The sequence below is a fragment of the Bradyrhizobium sp. PMVTL-01 genome (assembly GCF_051861855.1).
Taxonomy (GTDB): domain Bacteria; phylum Pseudomonadota; class Alphaproteobacteria; order Rhizobiales; family Xanthobacteraceae; genus Bradyrhizobium.
In genome coordinates, this window is sequence record NZ_CP193982.1 from 2,820,140 (window position 1) to 2,834,664 (window position 14,525).

Consider the following 14,525-nt stretch of genomic DNA (forward strand, 5'->3'; position numbering starts at 1 on the left):
ACGGCCTACTTCGTCCACACGCCGTCGTGCAGCGCTGCGGCTTCGTCTTCGAGCAGCGGCCCGACGACCTCCGTCGGTCGCTGGCCGCTGGCGAAGACGTCACGGCAGGGCAGGTCCAGCGTCGGGTTCTCCGGATGGTTGCCGGTGACGCCGCGCAGGCGGCGCTCGCTGAGCCCATAGACGACCCGGCCGATGCCGGCCCAGTAGATCGCGCCGGCGCACATGGCGCAGGGTTCGGCCGACGAATAGAGCGTGGCCTTGGCCAGCACATCGCGATCGAGCGTGCGGCAAGCCTGCGTCGCCGCGAGGCGCTCCGCATGCGCGGTGCCGTCATGATCCGGCATGTAGCCGTTTTCGGCTTCGATCAGCACCTCGCCGTCGGCATCGACGAGGATGCAGCCGAAGGGATGGTTGCCGTGGGTGAGCGAACGGCGGGCGACCGCGATGGACAGCCGCAGGAAGTGCTCGTCGCGCCCTGCTGCGTCGTCCATAGATCCTCCGTTCAATGACCCGCCATGTGCCGGCCGACCACGGTGAGATCGGCTTCGCTGGTCCGTGCTTCATACACGAATTCGCCGTGGAACATCACCACCAGCCGGTCGGACAGTTCGAGCAATTCGTCGAGGTCCTCGCTGACGAGCAGCACCGCGGCGCCGCGGTTGCGCGCGGCCATGATCTCGGCGTGGATCTGCGCCACCGCCGCGAAATCGAGGCCGAAGCAGGGATTGGCGGCGATCAGCACCTCAACGTCGCCTGCAAGCTCGCGGGCAAGCACGGCGCGCTGGATGTTGCCGCCCGACAGCGCCGAGATCGGCGTGTCCGGCGTACGGGTCTTGATCTTGTACTGGCCGATCTTCTTCCTGGCGTCGTTGCGGAAGGCGCCGCGATTGAGCCACCAGCCGCCGCTGGCGAAAGGCGCGCGGTCGAATTCGCGGAAGGCGATGTTGTCGGCGACGCTCATGCCGCCGACGCAGGCGTTCTTCAGCGGCTCCTCGGGCAGCAGCGACATCCTGTGGCGTCGCATCTCCTCGCGGCTGGCATGATAGGGAGCGCCGGCGACCCGGATATGGCCGCTCTCGGCCTCACGCTGGCCGGCCAGCACTTCGACGAGCTGGCGCTGGCCGTTGCCGGAAACGCCGGCGATGCCGACGATCTCTCCGGCGCGCACCGTGAGCGAGACATCGTGCACGGCGACGGCGCCCGCATCGTCGAGGGCGCGGAGCTTCTGCAGTTCCAGCCTCGCCTGTCCGGCTTCGCCCGTGCGCGGCGGCTGCACGGTCAGCTCCTCGGCGCCGATCATGGTGCGCGCCATTGCATCCGGCGTCAGCTCGGCGACCTTGCCGGCGCCGGCGAGCTTGCCGCGGCGCAGGATGGTGACCTCGTCGGCGAAGGCCATGACCTCGCGGAACTTGTGGGTGATCATCAGGATCGTCAGCTCGCCCCTGACCACCATGTCGCGGAGCATGCCGAGAACTTCGTCCGCTTCCGCCGGCGTCAGTACCGAGGTCGGCTCGTCCAGGATCAGGAAGCGCCGCTTCAGATAAAGCTGCTTGAGGATCTCGCACTTTTGCCGCTCGCCGGCGGAGATGTCGGAGACCTTGGCTGAGAGCGGCACCTTGAAGGGCATCCGGGCAAGGAACGCCTCGAGCTCCTTCATCTCCTTGGGCCAATTCACCACGGCCGGCACGTCGTCGCGCGCCAGTACGAGATTTTCGGCAACCGTCATGGCTGGGACCAGGGTAAAGTGTTGGTAGACCATGCCGAGGCCGATCGCGTGGGCGTCCTTGGGATTGGCGATGGCTTGTTCGCGGCCGCCGACGATGATGTCGCCTTGGGTCGCGTGGTAGTAGCCCATGATGCATTTGACGAGGGTCGACTTGCCGGCACCATTCTCACCGAGCAGGGCGTGGAACGAGCCCGGCCGCACCTTCAGCTCGACGTTGTCGAGCGCCAGAAAGTCGCCGAAGCGCATGGTCATGGCGATGGCGTCGACGCCGAAGGCGCCCGATGGCGGTGGCGTTTCGCCGATGATCACGAAATCGCTCCGATGAAGGAGTCCGACGTCGAGACCGCGCCGAACACGCCGCCCTGCATCTTGATCATCTTCAGCGCGTGGTCGTGGTTGCTCTTGTCGGTGGCGCCGCAGCAATCGTGCAGCAGCACGCATTCGAAGCCGCGGTCGTTGGCCTCGCGCATGGTGGTGTGGACGCAGACGTCGGTGGTGATGCCGGTCAGCACGATGTTCTCGATGCCGCGGACGCGCAGGATCAGCTCGAGGTCGGTCGCGCAGAACGAGCCCTTGCCGGGCTTGTCGATGATCGGCTCGCCCGGCAGGGGGCTGAGCTCCTCGATGATGTCCCATCCGGGCTCGCCGCGCACCAGGATGCGGCCGCACGGACCGGGATCGCCGATGCCGGCGCCGATCTGGCGCGAGCGCCAGCGCTTGTTGGCGGGCAGGTCGGAGAAATCGGGGCGGTGGCCCTCGCGGGTATGGATGATGTGGAAGCCCTGCTTGCGCATCGCTGCGAGCAGCCTCTTGATGGGCTCGATCGGCGCCCGCGTCAAGGAGAGGTCATAGCCCATCTTGTCGACATAGCCGCCGACGCCGCAGAAATCGGTCTGCATGTCGATGATGATCAGCGCCGTGTTCTCAGGGCGAAGATCGCCATTGTACGGCCAGGCATAGGGCTCGGACTTGATGTAGCGCTCGGGCATGGACGACCTCGTGCGTGTTTACCGGGTGATCGAGAGTTCGGCGGGCGCGCCGGTCAACGTGCGCTTCGGCGAGCAGGTGATGATCATGATGGCCAGCGTCAGGATGTAGGGCGCGGCGTTGAAGAGGTGGTAGCCGGAGGTGACGCCGACCGATTGCAGCGCAGGACCCAGCGCCGCCGCGCCGCCGAAGGCGAGCGAGGCCCACAGGCACAGCAGGGGATCCCAGCGCGCGAAGATCACGAGCGCCACGGCGGTGATGCCCTGACCGGAGGAGAGGCCCTCGTTCCAGCTTCCCGGATAGAACAGCGATAGGAAGGACCCGCCGATGCCGGCGAGGAAGCCGCCAACCATGGTGGCGTGCAGACGGATCAGCAGCACGGAATGGCCCATCGCGCGTGCGGCATCCGAACTCTCGCCGGCGGTGCGGATGAGCAGGCCCCAGCGCGTGGTGCGGAAGGCCCAATAGAGAATCGGCGCCAGCACCACGCCGATCAGGAAGAGCACGTTGATGCGCAGGGCGGCGCGGACCTGCGGGATGTCGCTCCACCAGCCGAAGTCGATGGCGGGTAGCCGCGGCGCAGTCGGCTCGATCAGCGGCTTGCCGAGATAGAAGGCAAGGCCGGTGCCAAACAGCATCAAGGCGATGCCGACCGCAACGTCGTTGACGCGCGGCAGCGAGCAAATGCCGGCATGCAGTGCGCCCAGCAGCGCGCCGGTGATGCCGGCGGCGAGCACTCCGAGCCATGGCGATCCCGTGAGATAGGAGATGCCGTAGGCGCTCATCGCGCCCATCACCAGCGTGCCCTCGAGGCCGAGATTGATGCGGCCCGATCGCTCGGTGATGCATTCGCCCAGACTTACGAACAGGAAGGGCGTCGACACGCGAATGGCGCCGCCGAGGACGGCGAGCGGGACGGTCCAGAGGCCGATCGAGCCGTCTGCCATCAGGATTTTCCCTTCAAAAATCCGATGCGGCCGTAGAGCGCATCGCTGGCGAGCACGAAGACGAAGATGATGCCCTGGAGCACCAGCACGGACGCATCCGGCAAGCCCAGGCGGCGTTGCAGCAGGCCGCCGCTGGCGCTGATGCCGCCGAGCAGGATCGCGACCGGAATGATGGCGAGCGGATTTTGCCGCGCGAGGAAGGCAACGAGGATGCCGGTGAAGCCGTAGCCCGCTGCGAGGTTGGCGTTGGTGCGCCCCTGCACGGCGGCGACCTCGATCATGCCGGCAAGACCCGCCGCGCCGCCGGCGAGGAAGCAGACGGTCAGGATCAGCTTGCTGACGCCGAGGCCGACGATCTTCGCAGCACGGATGTTGCCACCGGCGACGCGTGCGGCAAAGCCGAATACGGTGTGATAGATCAGAATGTAAGAGGCGATCGCGGCAATCAGGCCGAAGACGAGACCCCAATGCACGTCGGTGCCGGGAATGGAGCCGATCATGTTGGCGGCGCCGATCTCTCGGGTCGACGGTTTGTTGAGGCTGGCGGGATCGCGCATCAGCCCCTCGACGAGATGGTTGAGGATCGCGAGCGCGATGTAGACCAGCAGCAGGCTCGAGATTGTCTCGTTCACGCCGCGATACTGCCGCAGCGCGCCGGAGAGCGTGATCCACAAGCCCCCGCCGATCACGCCGGCGCAGACCATGGCGATATGGACGACGAACGGCGGCATGCCCTGAAGCGCGAGCGCGGCGCTGGTCGCCGACAATGCGCCGATCAGCAGAGCGCCTTCGCCGCCGATGATGACCATGCCGAGCTGCGCCGGCAGCGCGGTGCAGAGCGCGGTCAGGATCAAGGGCGCTGCGCGCGTCAGCGTGTTCTGCCAGGAGAACCAGGTGCCGAACGCGCCGTAATACATGTAGAAATAGAGATCGAGCGGGTTCTTGCCGAACATCGCGACGAAGATGCCGAACACCGCGAGCGCGCCGACAAGCGCCGCGCCCGGGAGCAGGACATATTCGATCGTGCCGCCGTAACGCTGGAGGAAACCGGAATCGGCGGCCGGGGCAACTGTCCCGACCGCTTCAGTGGAATCCGCCGTTTCCGCGGTCAAGAAGTCGCTCCGATCACGCCTTCGACGAGGTAGTCCATCTTCTCGAGTTCAGGATCCTTCTGGCCTCGGTCGGTACCGGCGGGGATCACCGTCTTGCCCTTGTTGTCGACCAGCCCACCCCTGAAGATGGCGTAGCCTTCTGCCGACAGGAATTTCGCCTTGGCCTCGTCGGCCGCCTTGCGCGCTTCGGCGGAGACGGCCTCGCCGTAGGGCGAGACCTTCACGATCTCTTCCTTCAGGCCGCCGCGGTAGAAATTCGGGATGTCTTCGCCGGCCGCGATCATCTTGACGAACTTCGGATAGAGCGCTTCCCAGTTCCACTCGGCGCCGGTGAGATAGGCCTTGGGTGCCAGCGCCGACTGATTGGTGTGATAGCCGCAGACGAAGGCGCCGCGCCGTGCGGCGTTCTCGACCATGGTCTTGGGGCCATCGACATGACAGGTGAGAACGTCCACGCCCTGGTCGATCAGGCTGTTGGTGGCTTCGGCCTCCTTGACCGGCATCGACCAGTCGCCGGTGAAGATCACCTGCGTGGTGGCCTTTGGATTGACGGACTTGGCGCCAAGCGTGAAGGCGTTGATGTTGCGTAGCACTTGAGGGATCGGCTTGGCCGCGACGAAGCCGAGCTTGCTGCTCTTCGACGTCAGTCCGGCGACGATGCCCGAGATGTACTGGGCCTCGTCGATGTAGCCGAAATAGCTGCCGGCGTTCTTGGGATCCTTGTCACTCCAGAGGCCGCCGCAGTGCTCGAAGCGCAGCTTCGGGTACTTGGTGGCCATCTTGATCATGTGCGGATTGTAGTAGCCGAACGAGGTCGGGAAGAGCAGGGTGGCGCCATCGAGATTGATCATGGACTCGATCGTCTTCTCGACCGCGTCGGTCTCCGGCACCTTCTCCTCCTCGACCACCTTGAGGCCGGGAATCTTCTTCAGTGCCGCCGCGCCCTGCGCATGGGCCTGGTTGTAGCCATAGTCGTCGCGCGAACCGACATAGATGAAGCCGATGGTGGTCTCGGCCGCGAAGGCCGGGCGGAGGCCCGCCGCTGCGCCGAGGGTGAGGGCCGCGCCGCCCTGCAACAAATGACGTCGTGAAATCCTGCCAATGTCCATTGCTCGCTCCCTTGGCGGATGACCCGCCTTGATCTCGCGGCTGCGCCGGCCTGGCGGAGCCGGAACGGGATGTCGCAAGCTTCGTGCCAGAGGCTATCAATGGAGCACATACAATTAAGCAACTGAAATGTATGAACTATATTGATTGCCAAGAACTTGGCGAGGAAAGTGGCAGATTAATTTATGAGCATGATCATCTGATTGTATGCAGAGTAGTTAAGCACTCTTAACCGGCTCCCACATGTGCATGACCGGCTTCGGACGGTCGGCCGACAAGGCGCATTCATGCTAACCACGCGCTGACTGGGACGGCGCCGGCGGAAGTTCGCTGGCACCGAACTTGTATCGATTGTCGTCAGGACCGCCGCTGCCGTGGTCCCCAAGAAGATGGAAAGCTCGCCAAGATGGGCGCTGGTACCGTTTACGATGCATCGCTTGGCAAGGAGATCGTTCGCCGCATCAACGAGCTTGCTGCGATCTCGGAAGAGCCCGACAAGCTCACCCGCATCTACCTCAGCAAGGAATTGCGCACGGCCGCGGACCTGATTCTGGGCTGGATGCGCGACGCCGGCATGAGCGCGCATCTCGACGCCATCGGCAATGTCTGCGGCCGGTATGAAGGTGAGCGGCAGGGCGCGCCCTGCCTGATGCTCGGCTCGCATTATGACACGGTGCGCGATGCCGGCAAATGGGACGGGCCGCTTGGCGTGATCACCGCGATCGCCTGCGTCGCCGATCTCAATCGCCGCGGCAAGCGCCTGCCGTTTGCGATCGAGGTCATCGGCTTTGCCGACGAGGAAGGGGTGCGCTTTGCCTCGACCCTGCTCGGCAGCCGCGCGGTGGCTGGCACCTTTGACGAGAGCGTTTTGAACACGCGCGACCGCGCTGGCGTGTCGATGCGCGATGCCCTCGTTCAGTTTGGGCTCGATCCCGATCACGTCGGCGCGGCCGCACGGGCCCGGCGCGAGCTGCTCGCCTATCTCGAATTGCACATCGAGCAGGGACCGGTGCTGGAAGCGCAGAACCTGCCTGTGGGCGTGGTTACCGCGATCGCTGGCGCGACGCGGCTTGCCGCCCGGCTGACCGGCATGGCCGGTCATGCCGGCACGGTGCCGATGGCGCTACGCCGGGACGCGCTCACCGGTGCTGCCGAATGCATCGCCGCGATCGAGCAGTTTTGCCGGACCGACGAGGGCGGCCTGGTCGGCACCGTCGGTTACATCCAGGCAAGGCCCGGCGCGACCAATGTCATTCCGGGTGAAGTGTCGTTCACCATCGACATGCGCGCTCCAACCGACATGCATCGCAAGCGCGCAGTCGCAGATATCGTCCGCCAGATCGAGGCGATCGCAAAGGGGAGGCAATTGGCGCTCCAGCTCGATGTCACCCACGAGAACCGCACCGCGCCTTGCGCACCCTGGCTGAAGCAGCAGATCGCGCAGGCGATCGCTGCGGAAGGCCTCTCCGTGTTCGAGCTGCCGAGCGGAGCAGGTCATGACGGCATGGCCATGATCGACATCGCCGATGTCGGCATGATCTTCGTGCGCTGCCGCGGCGGCATCAGCCATCACCCGGACGAGCATGTCGAGCTTGCCGATGCCGACGCCGGCGCGCGGGTGCTGCTCAGGGTGATCGAGGATTTCAGGCCACGGGTGGCCTAGCCGAGCGTCATAAACCCGCAAGTCACCGGGTAGAGATACGAATCGGTCATGTTTAAAATGGTGGCCTCCATCGCGGGGGTCACGAGACACCAGCCGATTGACGGACATGAACCGCGACATCTCTTTTCCATCGCACCGTGAGAACCGGTTTTACCAGGGCATGGCTGCGACCCTTGTCGCCAACGCTCTCCAGGCAGTGAATTTTCTTGGTGATCGATTCCTGAGACAATCGCCCCATTCGTTGTCAGCCATCGAGGACCTTTACCGGCACTCGATGGACAGCGCCTTTTCGGTGACCGAGGCGTTCCTGGTCACCGGCGCGCCGCACGCCTCAGCCTATTACCCGCGCGACTTCGCCTGGTTCTATCCCGACGTCCTTGATCCAGAGACCATCATGGATGCGCACGACGCCCTGCGCCGGGTCCGTCTGCTCGAAAAGAGCGTGCGTCTGTTGCTGGAGGCGGTCCGCACCGACGTCGTCACGACGACCATCGTGCCGGCGGGACGGGGACGCTATCTCGGCGTGAACTATTTCTCGCGGCCCTCGGACACGCTGCTCGGCATTGTCGCCGGCCTCCAGCAGATGCTCTCTGCCGAGGAGAGGGCGTCGTCCTTTCTGGCGATGTCGCAATGCGCACATGCCGGCCGTCTGTTGCTGGCCGAGTATGGCGGGGACCTGAAGCGTGCGATCCTGAAGCTTGCGAGCGAGCTGGAGTCGTTCGACGCTGACGGCACAAGATATTTGCTCTGCGACGCCGCCGGGCCTCGCTCTGCAGCAACGGATACCCGCGCCGAGCGCCGGCGTTTCGTCACCAATGCCTGCGTCTACACGACGTTCTTGTGGGGTGTGCAGCTCGGGATCGTCGGCGAGAACGAGCTGAAGCGGCTGCTCGGACGCGACCTCGCGCAGTACAAGAGGGACCTGCTCCGCCTGTTCGGCCAGGACGGCTATATCAGGCATTCCCTGGATGGTCCGACGGGCCCGCCGGTGTCGCTGGTCGCGCTGGATTTCGTCAGCGTGCATCGCGGATTTTGGGATATGAACGATGCCAGCGAGCGCGAGCTGTTCGCGGCGACAACCGACCTGATCATCGCCGAGCCGCGCTTCCGCATCCCGAGCACGTTCCACTTCCTGGTGTCGGCGGATAATCCGCGCAACAAGATGATCCACAAGATCGCGGCGCCCGCCTATCAGGGGCGCTCGTCGTGGCCGACGTTCAATGTCGAATTCGCCGATCGCATGCTGGACTTCGATGAAGCCTCGGAGAGCGATACCTATCGCGCTTGTGCGCAGGGGATCTTGAAAGACATTCGGACCGCGACCGAGGTCCACGGCGGATATCAGGAACTGATCTCGGAGCAGGGGCTGAAATATCGCACCTGGGCCTACAGGGGCGCGGTGGCCCATTCCTGGTTTCCGCGCTTCCTGTCCGTGTGGAGGCGGGCGTACGGAACGCCACTCCTCCAGTGGCATGACTGATCCGCGGGTTATCCCGCGGTCACGTCCACGAGCTCGCCGCCCTCGAGCACCTTGGCCGCCTTGGCGCGGTCGAGATCGCCTTCCCAGGCCGCCACCACGACCGTCGCCACGCAATTGCCGACGAGATTGCCGAGCGCGCGGGCCATGCCGATGAACCAGTCGACCGATAGCACCAGCACGAGCCCGATCGCGGGGATGCTCGGTACCGCGTTCAGGGTCGCGGCCAGGATCACGATCGCCGAGCCGGGCACGCCGTGTGCGCCCTTCGACGTGATGAGGGAAACGCCGAGCACCAGCAAGAGGTCGCCGAACGAGAGCGGCGTGTTGGTCGCTTGCGCGATGAAGACGACGGCGAGCGTCAGGTAGATCGAGAAGGCGTCGAGATTGAAGGAATAACCGGTGGGGATGACGAGGCCCACGACCGAATCCTTCACGCCCATGCGCTCGAGCTTCTTCATGATCTGGGGCAGCACTGCGTCCGATGAGGCAGTGGCGAGCACTATGGTTAGCTCCTCGCGCAGGTAGGCGAGGAATTTGAGGATGTTGATTCCGGCAAGTGCCATCACGCCGCCGAGCACGCCCAGCACGAAGATGCCGACCGAGACGTAGAACAGCATCACCAGCGAGACGAGCTGCTTCAAGGAGCCGACGCCGTATTTGCCGACGGTGTAGGCGACCGCGCCGAGCACGCCGAGCGGCGCGACACGGACGATCAGCCCCATGACGCGGAACAGCACGGTAGAGGCCGCGTCGATGATGGAGGTGACGAGCGCGCCCTTCTCGCCGCCGACGAGCGCGAGGCCGACGCCGAAGAGCACCGCGAAGAACAGCACCTGGAGCACGTCGTTGCGCGACAGCGCATCGAAGGAGGTGGTCGGGATCACGTTCATCAGGAAGGCGCCGATGCCACCGCCGGACAGCTTGTGGGCGTTGTCGGCATAGGTGTTGAGCGCCTTGGCATCGAGCGTCGAGGGATCGATGTTCATGCCATGGCCGGGGCCGAAGATGTAGGCGAGCAGCAGGCCGACCACGAGGGCTACCGTCGTCATGACCTCGAAATAGACCAGCGCCTTGACGCCGACCCGACCGACCTTCTTGAGGTCGCCGGCGCCGGCAATGCCATGAACGACGACGCAGAACACGATCGGGGCCACGATCATCGAGATCAGCTTCAGAAAGGCGTCGCTGATGATCTTGAGCCCGATCGCGAAATCCGGAACGGCCATTCCCAGAATGACGCCGAGCACCAGCGCGGTCAGGACTTGGACGAACAGCGAGGTGTAGAGCGGCTTCGGCTCGGCGGTCGGTGCCGCAGCGATGGTCGACATATGGTGGACTCCCCCTTTTGACGCGTCTTGGGCGTCAAAACGAGAGCAACAACCGTGCCAGAATGTCGGGGTCACCCCTTGGGAATCCGGCTATTCCGCCCCCTTGGCTGTCCTGCCGAACATCCGCGTCGGCGCGGGAAGCCGCAGGAGGTGCCGTCGGTGACCTTCCCCTGGTCTTTCCAAGGCAGGCGGAAGGTGCCGGCGACCATGTCCTGCATGAAGGTCTAGGGCAGTCCATCGCGCCGTCCGTCACTGCGAGATGACCGCGGTGCCAGAGCTGGTAGATGTTGCTCTCGAGGCCCCAGTTGATGCGGGCCTCGCGCACGAGGTCCGGGCGGACCTCCGAGGTGATCATCTCGTCGACGCGGCCGGTGGTGCCATCGGCCAGCACGGTGCCGACGAAATTGACGATCATGCCTTCGCCCTTGTCTCTCCGGCGCTGCGTCGTTGCGGGTCGGAACCTGTCGCAAGAAGCAAACCCGATTCGGCGAGGAGCTAAAGATTATTTTTCCAGCGATCACGTGGTTACGCGGCAGCAGGCGATCTCGTCATGCGACGAGATCCAGCAGCCGGCACGAGCCACGTACCAGCACCTTGCGTCCGGCGGGGGTGATCGCAGGGATGCCGTCATTCATGACAACGAGGCCGAGCTCGATGAGGCTTTCGACGAGATAAGCCTTCGAGAGGCGGACATTCGACACCGGAGTGCGAAGCGCCTTCAGCGCTTCCCACTGGCCGGATGAAAGATCGAAGTCGAAATCGTTGCTCATATTGCCTCAGGCGATCATCCAGTTCGCGTGCCCCTGTTAGCGGCGCCGCACGAAGATCGTGCGACGACAATGAGTCGGGAATCGGTCAGCCTGTTTAGAACATCTCTTCACAAACTGCGGCACTTCATTGCGGCCACAGGAGTTAAGATCGTTTGCGCACGAATAACGTCCCAACGATCACTAATTGATGATCTGCATTTCATGCTGCGCTGCGAATTGCCGCGGTGCAGAGGGAGCATCGCGGTCCATGCTGCGTCGCGATACGCACAGAAATCATGAGGCGAGGGGCTCTGGAGTCTGTTAGGTTGATTCGCAGGGAATGGCTTCACACGGTGGGAGTGGAGTGCATGAACAGGCTGGTGGAAATTCGCAACCAGGAATCCCTGTGTCGCGAGCGTGCTGCGCTGGATTCGGAGCGCCGGATGTTCTGGCTCGCGCAGGCCCAGGAGTGGGAGCAGCGGGCGCTCGACGAAATCGCGTATCACTTTCGGGAGTGCAATCTCGTCCAGGCCGAGTTTACCGCCGCTTGACGCGATCGTCGCCGTCTACTGATAAGTCGCTACGATGTCCGACACCGCGCGCTCGAGCTGCTGCGCAGTGGCGCATTGGCGCACGACGCTGCAAAAGGTCCCGTAGCGCGGCATCTCGGAATCGCCAAAGCCCCAGGCGAGCCGCCCCTCGGGATTGAGCCAGACCAGCCGTTTCGAGCGCTCGGAAATCCGGCGCAGGATGTCGGCGCGCGGATCGAGATTGTTGCTGCGGGCATCGCCGAGCACGATCACCGTGGTCTGTGGCGTCAGCGTGCTCATGAAATCCTTCTCGAAATCGATCAGCGAAGAGCCATAGTCGGACGATCCGAAGCCGACCTTGGACATGATCTCTGCCATCGCCTCTTCCGGCGACTTAGCTTCCAGGATGTTACTGACCTCGATCAGGTGCGATGAGAAGGCGAAGGAGCGGACGTCGTCGACGACCTCGTGCAGGGAGTGGATCAGCAGCAGGAAGAAATCTGAGACCTGTGCGACCGAGCCCGAGACGTCGCACAGGGCAACGATTTTCGGCCGGTCGCGGTGCTTGCGCTTCCACGCGGTGAGAAAGGGCACGCCGCCCCAGGCCGCGTTCCGGCGGAGTGTGCGTCGCACGTCGAGATGGCCGCGACGCTGGCGCTTGCGCGGCTTCGAGTATCGTTCGCGGAGCCGGCGCGCGATCTGGCGGATCAGCGCGCGCATCTCGGCGACCTGGCGCCGCTCGATGCGGGCGAGCGGCGCGTTGCGCAGGATCTCGTTGCGGAGATTTTCAGCTTCCTCGCGGGCATAGAGCGCAAGCCCCTGCGAGACCGTGTCGCGCACCGCCTCGCGCAAACCATCGAGTGCAGCGCGCAGGCGTTCGGCAAGCGACGGATTGATCGCGGTGAGCTCGTCGAGATCGTCGTGCAGGCGCTGCAGGCCCATGGCGTCGAGGATGCGGCTGGAGAAGATGCCGCGCTGGGTGGAGTAACGGATGTCGGACAGGGACGCCGCGCCGGCCGCGCCGGCAATCGCGGCCGCGATGGCATTGCGATCCTGCGACAGCAGCATCTGTGCGAGCGGGCCCAGTTCCTGTTGCGGTGAGCCGCCTGCGGCATCACTGGCCGCCCCGGAATTGGGCGTTTGAGCCGCGCCCCGGGCGATGTCCTGGTCTGCGCCCTCGGGCTGCTCCTGCCGCGGTTCGGGCTGGCTGAAGAACAGATCGAAGCAGTCGCCGAGCGCGAGCTTCTCGTCCTGTGACTTGGCAAGCGTCAGGAGCAGCGCATCGCGCAGGATGGTCCGATCGGAAAAGCCGACCTGCGACACTGCGCGCATCGCATCGATGCTTTCGGCGGGCGAGACGTGGACGCCGACGCCGCGCGCCGCCCGAAAGAAACGATGGAGATTCTCGCGCATCGGCGTCAACCGAAGACGTTGGATCGTGCTGCCTTGGCAATGAAGGTCGTGACTTGCGGGGCCGCCGCCTCGATATCGGCCTCGTATTTCAGGAGCACGTTGAGCGTGTCCTTGACGATATCGGTGTCGAGTTCGGAAGCCTGGAGCAGCACCAGCACGCGCGCCCAGTCGATGGTCTCACTGACGGAGGGCAGCTTCTTCAGATCCAGCGAGCGTATTTCGTGGATGAAGCCGACCATCTGCCGGCGCAGCGTCTGCGAGATGCCGGGCACGCGGCTCTCGACGATGCGCTCCTCCAGCCGCTGCTCGGGGAAACCGATATGCAGATGCAGGCAGCGTCGCTTCAGGGCGTCGCCGAGGTCACGTTCGCTGTTGGAGGTGAGGATCACCGTCGGCGGGGTGATTGCCGAGACGGTGCCGAGCTCGGGGATGGTGACCTGGAAGTCGGACAGGATTTCCAGCAGCAGCGATTCGAATTCCGCATCCGACTTGTCGATCTCGTCGATCAGCAGCACGCAGCCGCCTGGCTGCTCAAGCGCCTGGAGCAGCGGCCGCGGTTCGACGAATTCCTTGGAGAAGAACACGTCGCCGAAATCGTGCAGTTGGTCGAGCGCGGCGTGCAGCGTCTGCGCGCCGCCGAGCACTTCACCGAGCTTGTCCTTGAGGATCTGTGTATAGAGAAGCTGTTTTGCGTATTTCCACTCGTAGAGCGCCTTGGCCTCGTCGAGACCCTCATAGCACTGCAGGCGGATCATCTTCTTGCCGCGCCAGGCGGCAATCGCCTTGGCAAGCTCGGTCTTGCCCACTCCCGCTGGGCCCTCGACCAGGATCGGCTTCTCGATCTGTTGCGACAAATAGACGGCGGTCGCGATCTGCCGGCTCGCGATATAACCCTGCGCGGCGAGGCCGCTCTCCACTGCCTCGATCGACGCCGAGGCTTTCTGTTCTGCCACGAAATGGCGCTCCCAAAGGTCTTGCTTAAGTTTGTTCTGCCTGCGTTCCGGGCAAAGAACAAGCCTCGTTTGGGAGACATCAGATCCGCGTGAACGGCGTTTTTTCCGTTCAGCGCAAATAGTTGAGCGGTTCTTCGGTCGCGCTCAGTGGTGCAGCAGCTCCGGCTTGCGAATGGTCTGCCGGACCTCGGCGCCGCAATCGGCGCATTCGTAGACGAAGTCGATCTTGGCAAGGCTCCAGTGCGGCTCGACCTCGCGCACATACATCGGCAGGAACCCCATGCATGTCGGGCAAATCACAGGCGCGATTTCGACGTCCTGATGATGCTGTACATAAGCTGGCATCTCGGCTCTCCTTCGCAGACGACCACCAATCCCCGCGGAAAAGGTACTGCCGGTTGCCCCAAGGCCGTCATCAACTCTTTCGAACAGAGGCGGAACACCGGGCGTTTGTCGTTTGCTGTGACATTCTTGTTACGCCTCTGCACTGTAACGGGCGGACCAAATGCCTATTTCTGCGGCTGATCCGC

General features: G+C 64.2%; 14 protein-coding genes and 1 pseudogene. 3 read left to right on the top strand and 12 right to left on the bottom strand.

Features of this window, described 5'->3' with window-relative positions; genetic code table 11:
• Positions 1 to 5 precede the first annotated feature (5 nt).
• The 6 genes from ACRQ5Q_RS12795 to ACRQ5Q_RS12820 are packed head-to-tail and all read right to left on the bottom strand — an operon-like array spanning position 6 to position 5,881.
• On the bottom strand, positions 6 to 491 hold the full coding sequence (locus ACRQ5Q_RS12795) for a nucleoside deaminase (RefSeq protein ID WP_439369612.1): 486 nt from the start codon (positions 489 to 491) through the stop codon (positions 6 to 8).
• Positions 492 to 502: 11 nt separating this feature from the next.
• On the bottom strand, positions 503 to 2,035 hold the full coding sequence (locus tag ACRQ5Q_RS12800) for an ABC transporter ATP-binding protein (protein WP_439398098.1): 1,533 nt from the start codon (positions 2,033 to 2,035) through the stop codon (positions 503 to 505).
• Positions 2,032 to 2,715: a biuret amidohydrolase gene (gene biuH, locus ACRQ5Q_RS12805; protein ID WP_439369609.1), complete on the bottom strand. Its 684-nt coding sequence runs from the start codon at positions 2,713 to 2,715 to the stop codon at positions 2,032 to 2,034. The genes ACRQ5Q_RS12800 and biuH overlap by 4 nt, the downstream gene beginning before the upstream one ends.
• Before the next feature lie 18 nt (positions 2,716 to 2,733).
• A complete protein-coding gene (locus tag ACRQ5Q_RS12810) occupies positions 2,734 to 3,660 on the bottom strand; it encodes an ABC transporter permease (RefSeq protein ID WP_439398099.1) in 927 nt (308 codons plus the stop codon).
• On the bottom strand, positions 3,660 to 4,772 hold the full coding sequence (locus ACRQ5Q_RS12815) for an ABC transporter permease (RefSeq protein ID WP_439398101.1): 1,113 nt from the start codon (positions 4,770 to 4,772) through the stop codon (positions 3,660 to 3,662). The genes ACRQ5Q_RS12810 and ACRQ5Q_RS12815 overlap by 1 nt, the downstream gene beginning before the upstream one ends.
• Complete coding sequence (locus ACRQ5Q_RS12820; protein WP_439369607.1) at positions 4,769 to 5,881, bottom strand: BMP family ABC transporter substrate-binding protein; 1,113 nt, start codon at positions 5,879 to 5,881, stop codon at positions 4,769 to 4,771. The genes ACRQ5Q_RS12815 and ACRQ5Q_RS12820 overlap by 4 nt, the downstream gene beginning before the upstream one ends.
• A gap of 404 nt (positions 5,882 to 6,285) precedes the next feature.
• On the opposite strand from ACRQ5Q_RS12820, the gene ACRQ5Q_RS12825 reads away from it, so the two are divergent.
• Positions 6,286 to 7,542 carry an allantoate amidohydrolase gene (locus tag ACRQ5Q_RS12825; protein WP_439398103.1) on the top strand — a complete coding sequence of 419 codons (1,257 nt, stop codon included), beginning with the start codon at positions 6,286 to 6,288 and terminating at the stop codon, positions 7,540 to 7,542.
• A gap of 106 nt (positions 7,543 to 7,648) precedes the next feature.
• Positions 7,649 to 9,022 carry a hypothetical protein gene (locus ACRQ5Q_RS12830; protein WP_439399803.1) on the top strand — a complete coding sequence of 458 codons (1,374 nt, stop codon included), beginning with the start codon at positions 7,649 to 7,651 and terminating at the stop codon, positions 9,020 to 9,022.
• A gap of 8 nt (positions 9,023 to 9,030) precedes the next feature.
• On the opposite strand, the gene ACRQ5Q_RS12835 is transcribed toward ACRQ5Q_RS12830, so the two are convergent.
• The 3 genes and pseudogenes from ACRQ5Q_RS12835 to ACRQ5Q_RS12845 all read right to left on the bottom strand — a co-directional run bounded on the left by ACRQ5Q_RS12835 (position 9,031) and on the right by ACRQ5Q_RS12845 (position 11,120).
• Positions 9,031 to 10,350: a dicarboxylate/amino acid:cation symporter gene (locus ACRQ5Q_RS12835; protein ID WP_439398105.1), complete on the bottom strand. Its 1,320-nt coding sequence runs from the start codon at positions 10,348 to 10,350 to the stop codon at positions 9,031 to 9,033.
• 90 nt (positions 10,351 to 10,440) lie between these two features.
• Positions 10,441 to 10,774, bottom strand: a pseudogene (gene amiF, locus ACRQ5Q_RS12840) (formamidase); the annotation flags it as partial.
• 124 nt (positions 10,775 to 10,898) lie between these two features.
• Positions 10,899 to 11,120, bottom strand: coding sequence for a hypothetical protein (locus tag ACRQ5Q_RS12845; RefSeq protein ID WP_439369602.1), 222 nt, complete (start codon positions 11,118 to 11,120; stop codon positions 10,899 to 10,901).
• Between the two features lie 347 nt (positions 11,121 to 11,467).
• Here ACRQ5Q_RS12845 and ACRQ5Q_RS12850 point away from each other — a divergent pair, with 347 nt between their 5' ends.
• The gene (locus ACRQ5Q_RS12850) at positions 11,468 to 11,650 is read left to right on the top strand and encodes a hypothetical protein (protein WP_439369601.1); all 183 of its coding nucleotides are present in this window, start codon (positions 11,468 to 11,470) and stop codon (positions 11,648 to 11,650) included.
• A gap of 15 nt (positions 11,651 to 11,665) precedes the next feature.
• Here the strand turns inward: ACRQ5Q_RS12850 and ACRQ5Q_RS12855 are convergent, their stop codons facing one another.
• The 3 genes from ACRQ5Q_RS12855 to ACRQ5Q_RS12865 form a co-directional block, all read right to left on the bottom strand.
• Entirely contained in the window at positions 11,666 to 13,042 is a 1,377-nt protein-coding gene (locus ACRQ5Q_RS12855; RefSeq protein ID WP_439398107.1) for a vWA domain-containing protein, read from the bottom strand.
• 5 nt (positions 13,043 to 13,047) lie between these two features.
• The gene (locus ACRQ5Q_RS12860) at positions 13,048 to 13,995 is read right to left on the bottom strand and encodes an AAA family ATPase (protein ID WP_439398108.1); all 948 of its coding nucleotides are present in this window, start codon (positions 13,993 to 13,995) and stop codon (positions 13,048 to 13,050) included.
• Positions 13,996 to 14,139: 144 nt separating this feature from the next.
• Positions 14,140 to 14,340 carry a hypothetical protein gene (locus tag ACRQ5Q_RS12865; protein WP_439369596.1) on the bottom strand — a complete coding sequence of 67 codons (201 nt, stop codon included), beginning with the start codon at positions 14,338 to 14,340 and terminating at the stop codon, positions 14,140 to 14,142.
• Positions 14,341 to 14,525 lie beyond the last annotated feature (185 nt).

What these genes read in the sequence shown, in the direction of transcription:
- ACRQ5Q_RS12830 (WP_439399803.1), top strand. Translation starts at nt 7,649, where the DNA reads ATGAACCGCGACATCTCTTTTCCATCGCACCGTGAGAACCGGTTTTAC.
- ACRQ5Q_RS12845 (WP_439369602.1), bottom strand. Translation starts at nt 11,120, where the DNA reads ATGAGCAACGATTTCGACTTCGATCTTTCATCCGGCCAGTGGGAAGCG.
- ACRQ5Q_RS12820 (WP_439369607.1), bottom strand. Translation starts at nt 5,881, where the DNA reads ATGGACATTGGCAGGATTTCACGACGTCATTTGTTGCAGGGCGGCGCG.
- ACRQ5Q_RS12795 (WP_439369612.1), bottom strand. Translation starts at nt 491, where the DNA reads ATGGACGACGCAGCAGGGCGCGACGAGCACTTCCTGCGGCTGTCCATC.
- ACRQ5Q_RS12835 (WP_439398105.1), bottom strand. Translation starts at nt 10,350, where the DNA reads ATGTCGACCATCGCTGCGGCACCGACCGCCGAGCCGAAGCCGCTCTAC.
- ACRQ5Q_RS12810 (WP_439398099.1), bottom strand. Translation starts at nt 3,660, where the DNA reads ATGGCAGACGGCTCGATCGGCCTCTGGACCGTCCCGCTCGCCGTCCTC.
- ACRQ5Q_RS12855 (WP_439398107.1), bottom strand. Translation starts at nt 13,042, where the DNA reads ATGCGCGAGAATCTCCATCGTTTCTTTCGGGCGGCGCGCGGCGTCGGC.
- biuH (WP_439369609.1), bottom strand. Translation starts at nt 2,715, where the DNA reads ATGCCCGAGCGCTACATCAAGTCCGAGCCCTATGCCTGGCCGTACAAT.
- ACRQ5Q_RS12850 (WP_439369601.1), top strand. Translation starts at nt 11,468, where the DNA reads ATGAACAGGCTGGTGGAAATTCGCAACCAGGAATCCCTGTGTCGCGAG.
- ACRQ5Q_RS12825 (WP_439398103.1), top strand. Translation starts at nt 6,286, where the DNA reads ATGGGCGCTGGTACCGTTTACGATGCATCGCTTGGCAAGGAGATCGTT.
- ACRQ5Q_RS12865 (WP_439369596.1), bottom strand. Translation starts at nt 14,340, where the DNA reads ATGCCAGCTTATGTACAGCATCATCAGGACGTCGAAATCGCGCCTGTG.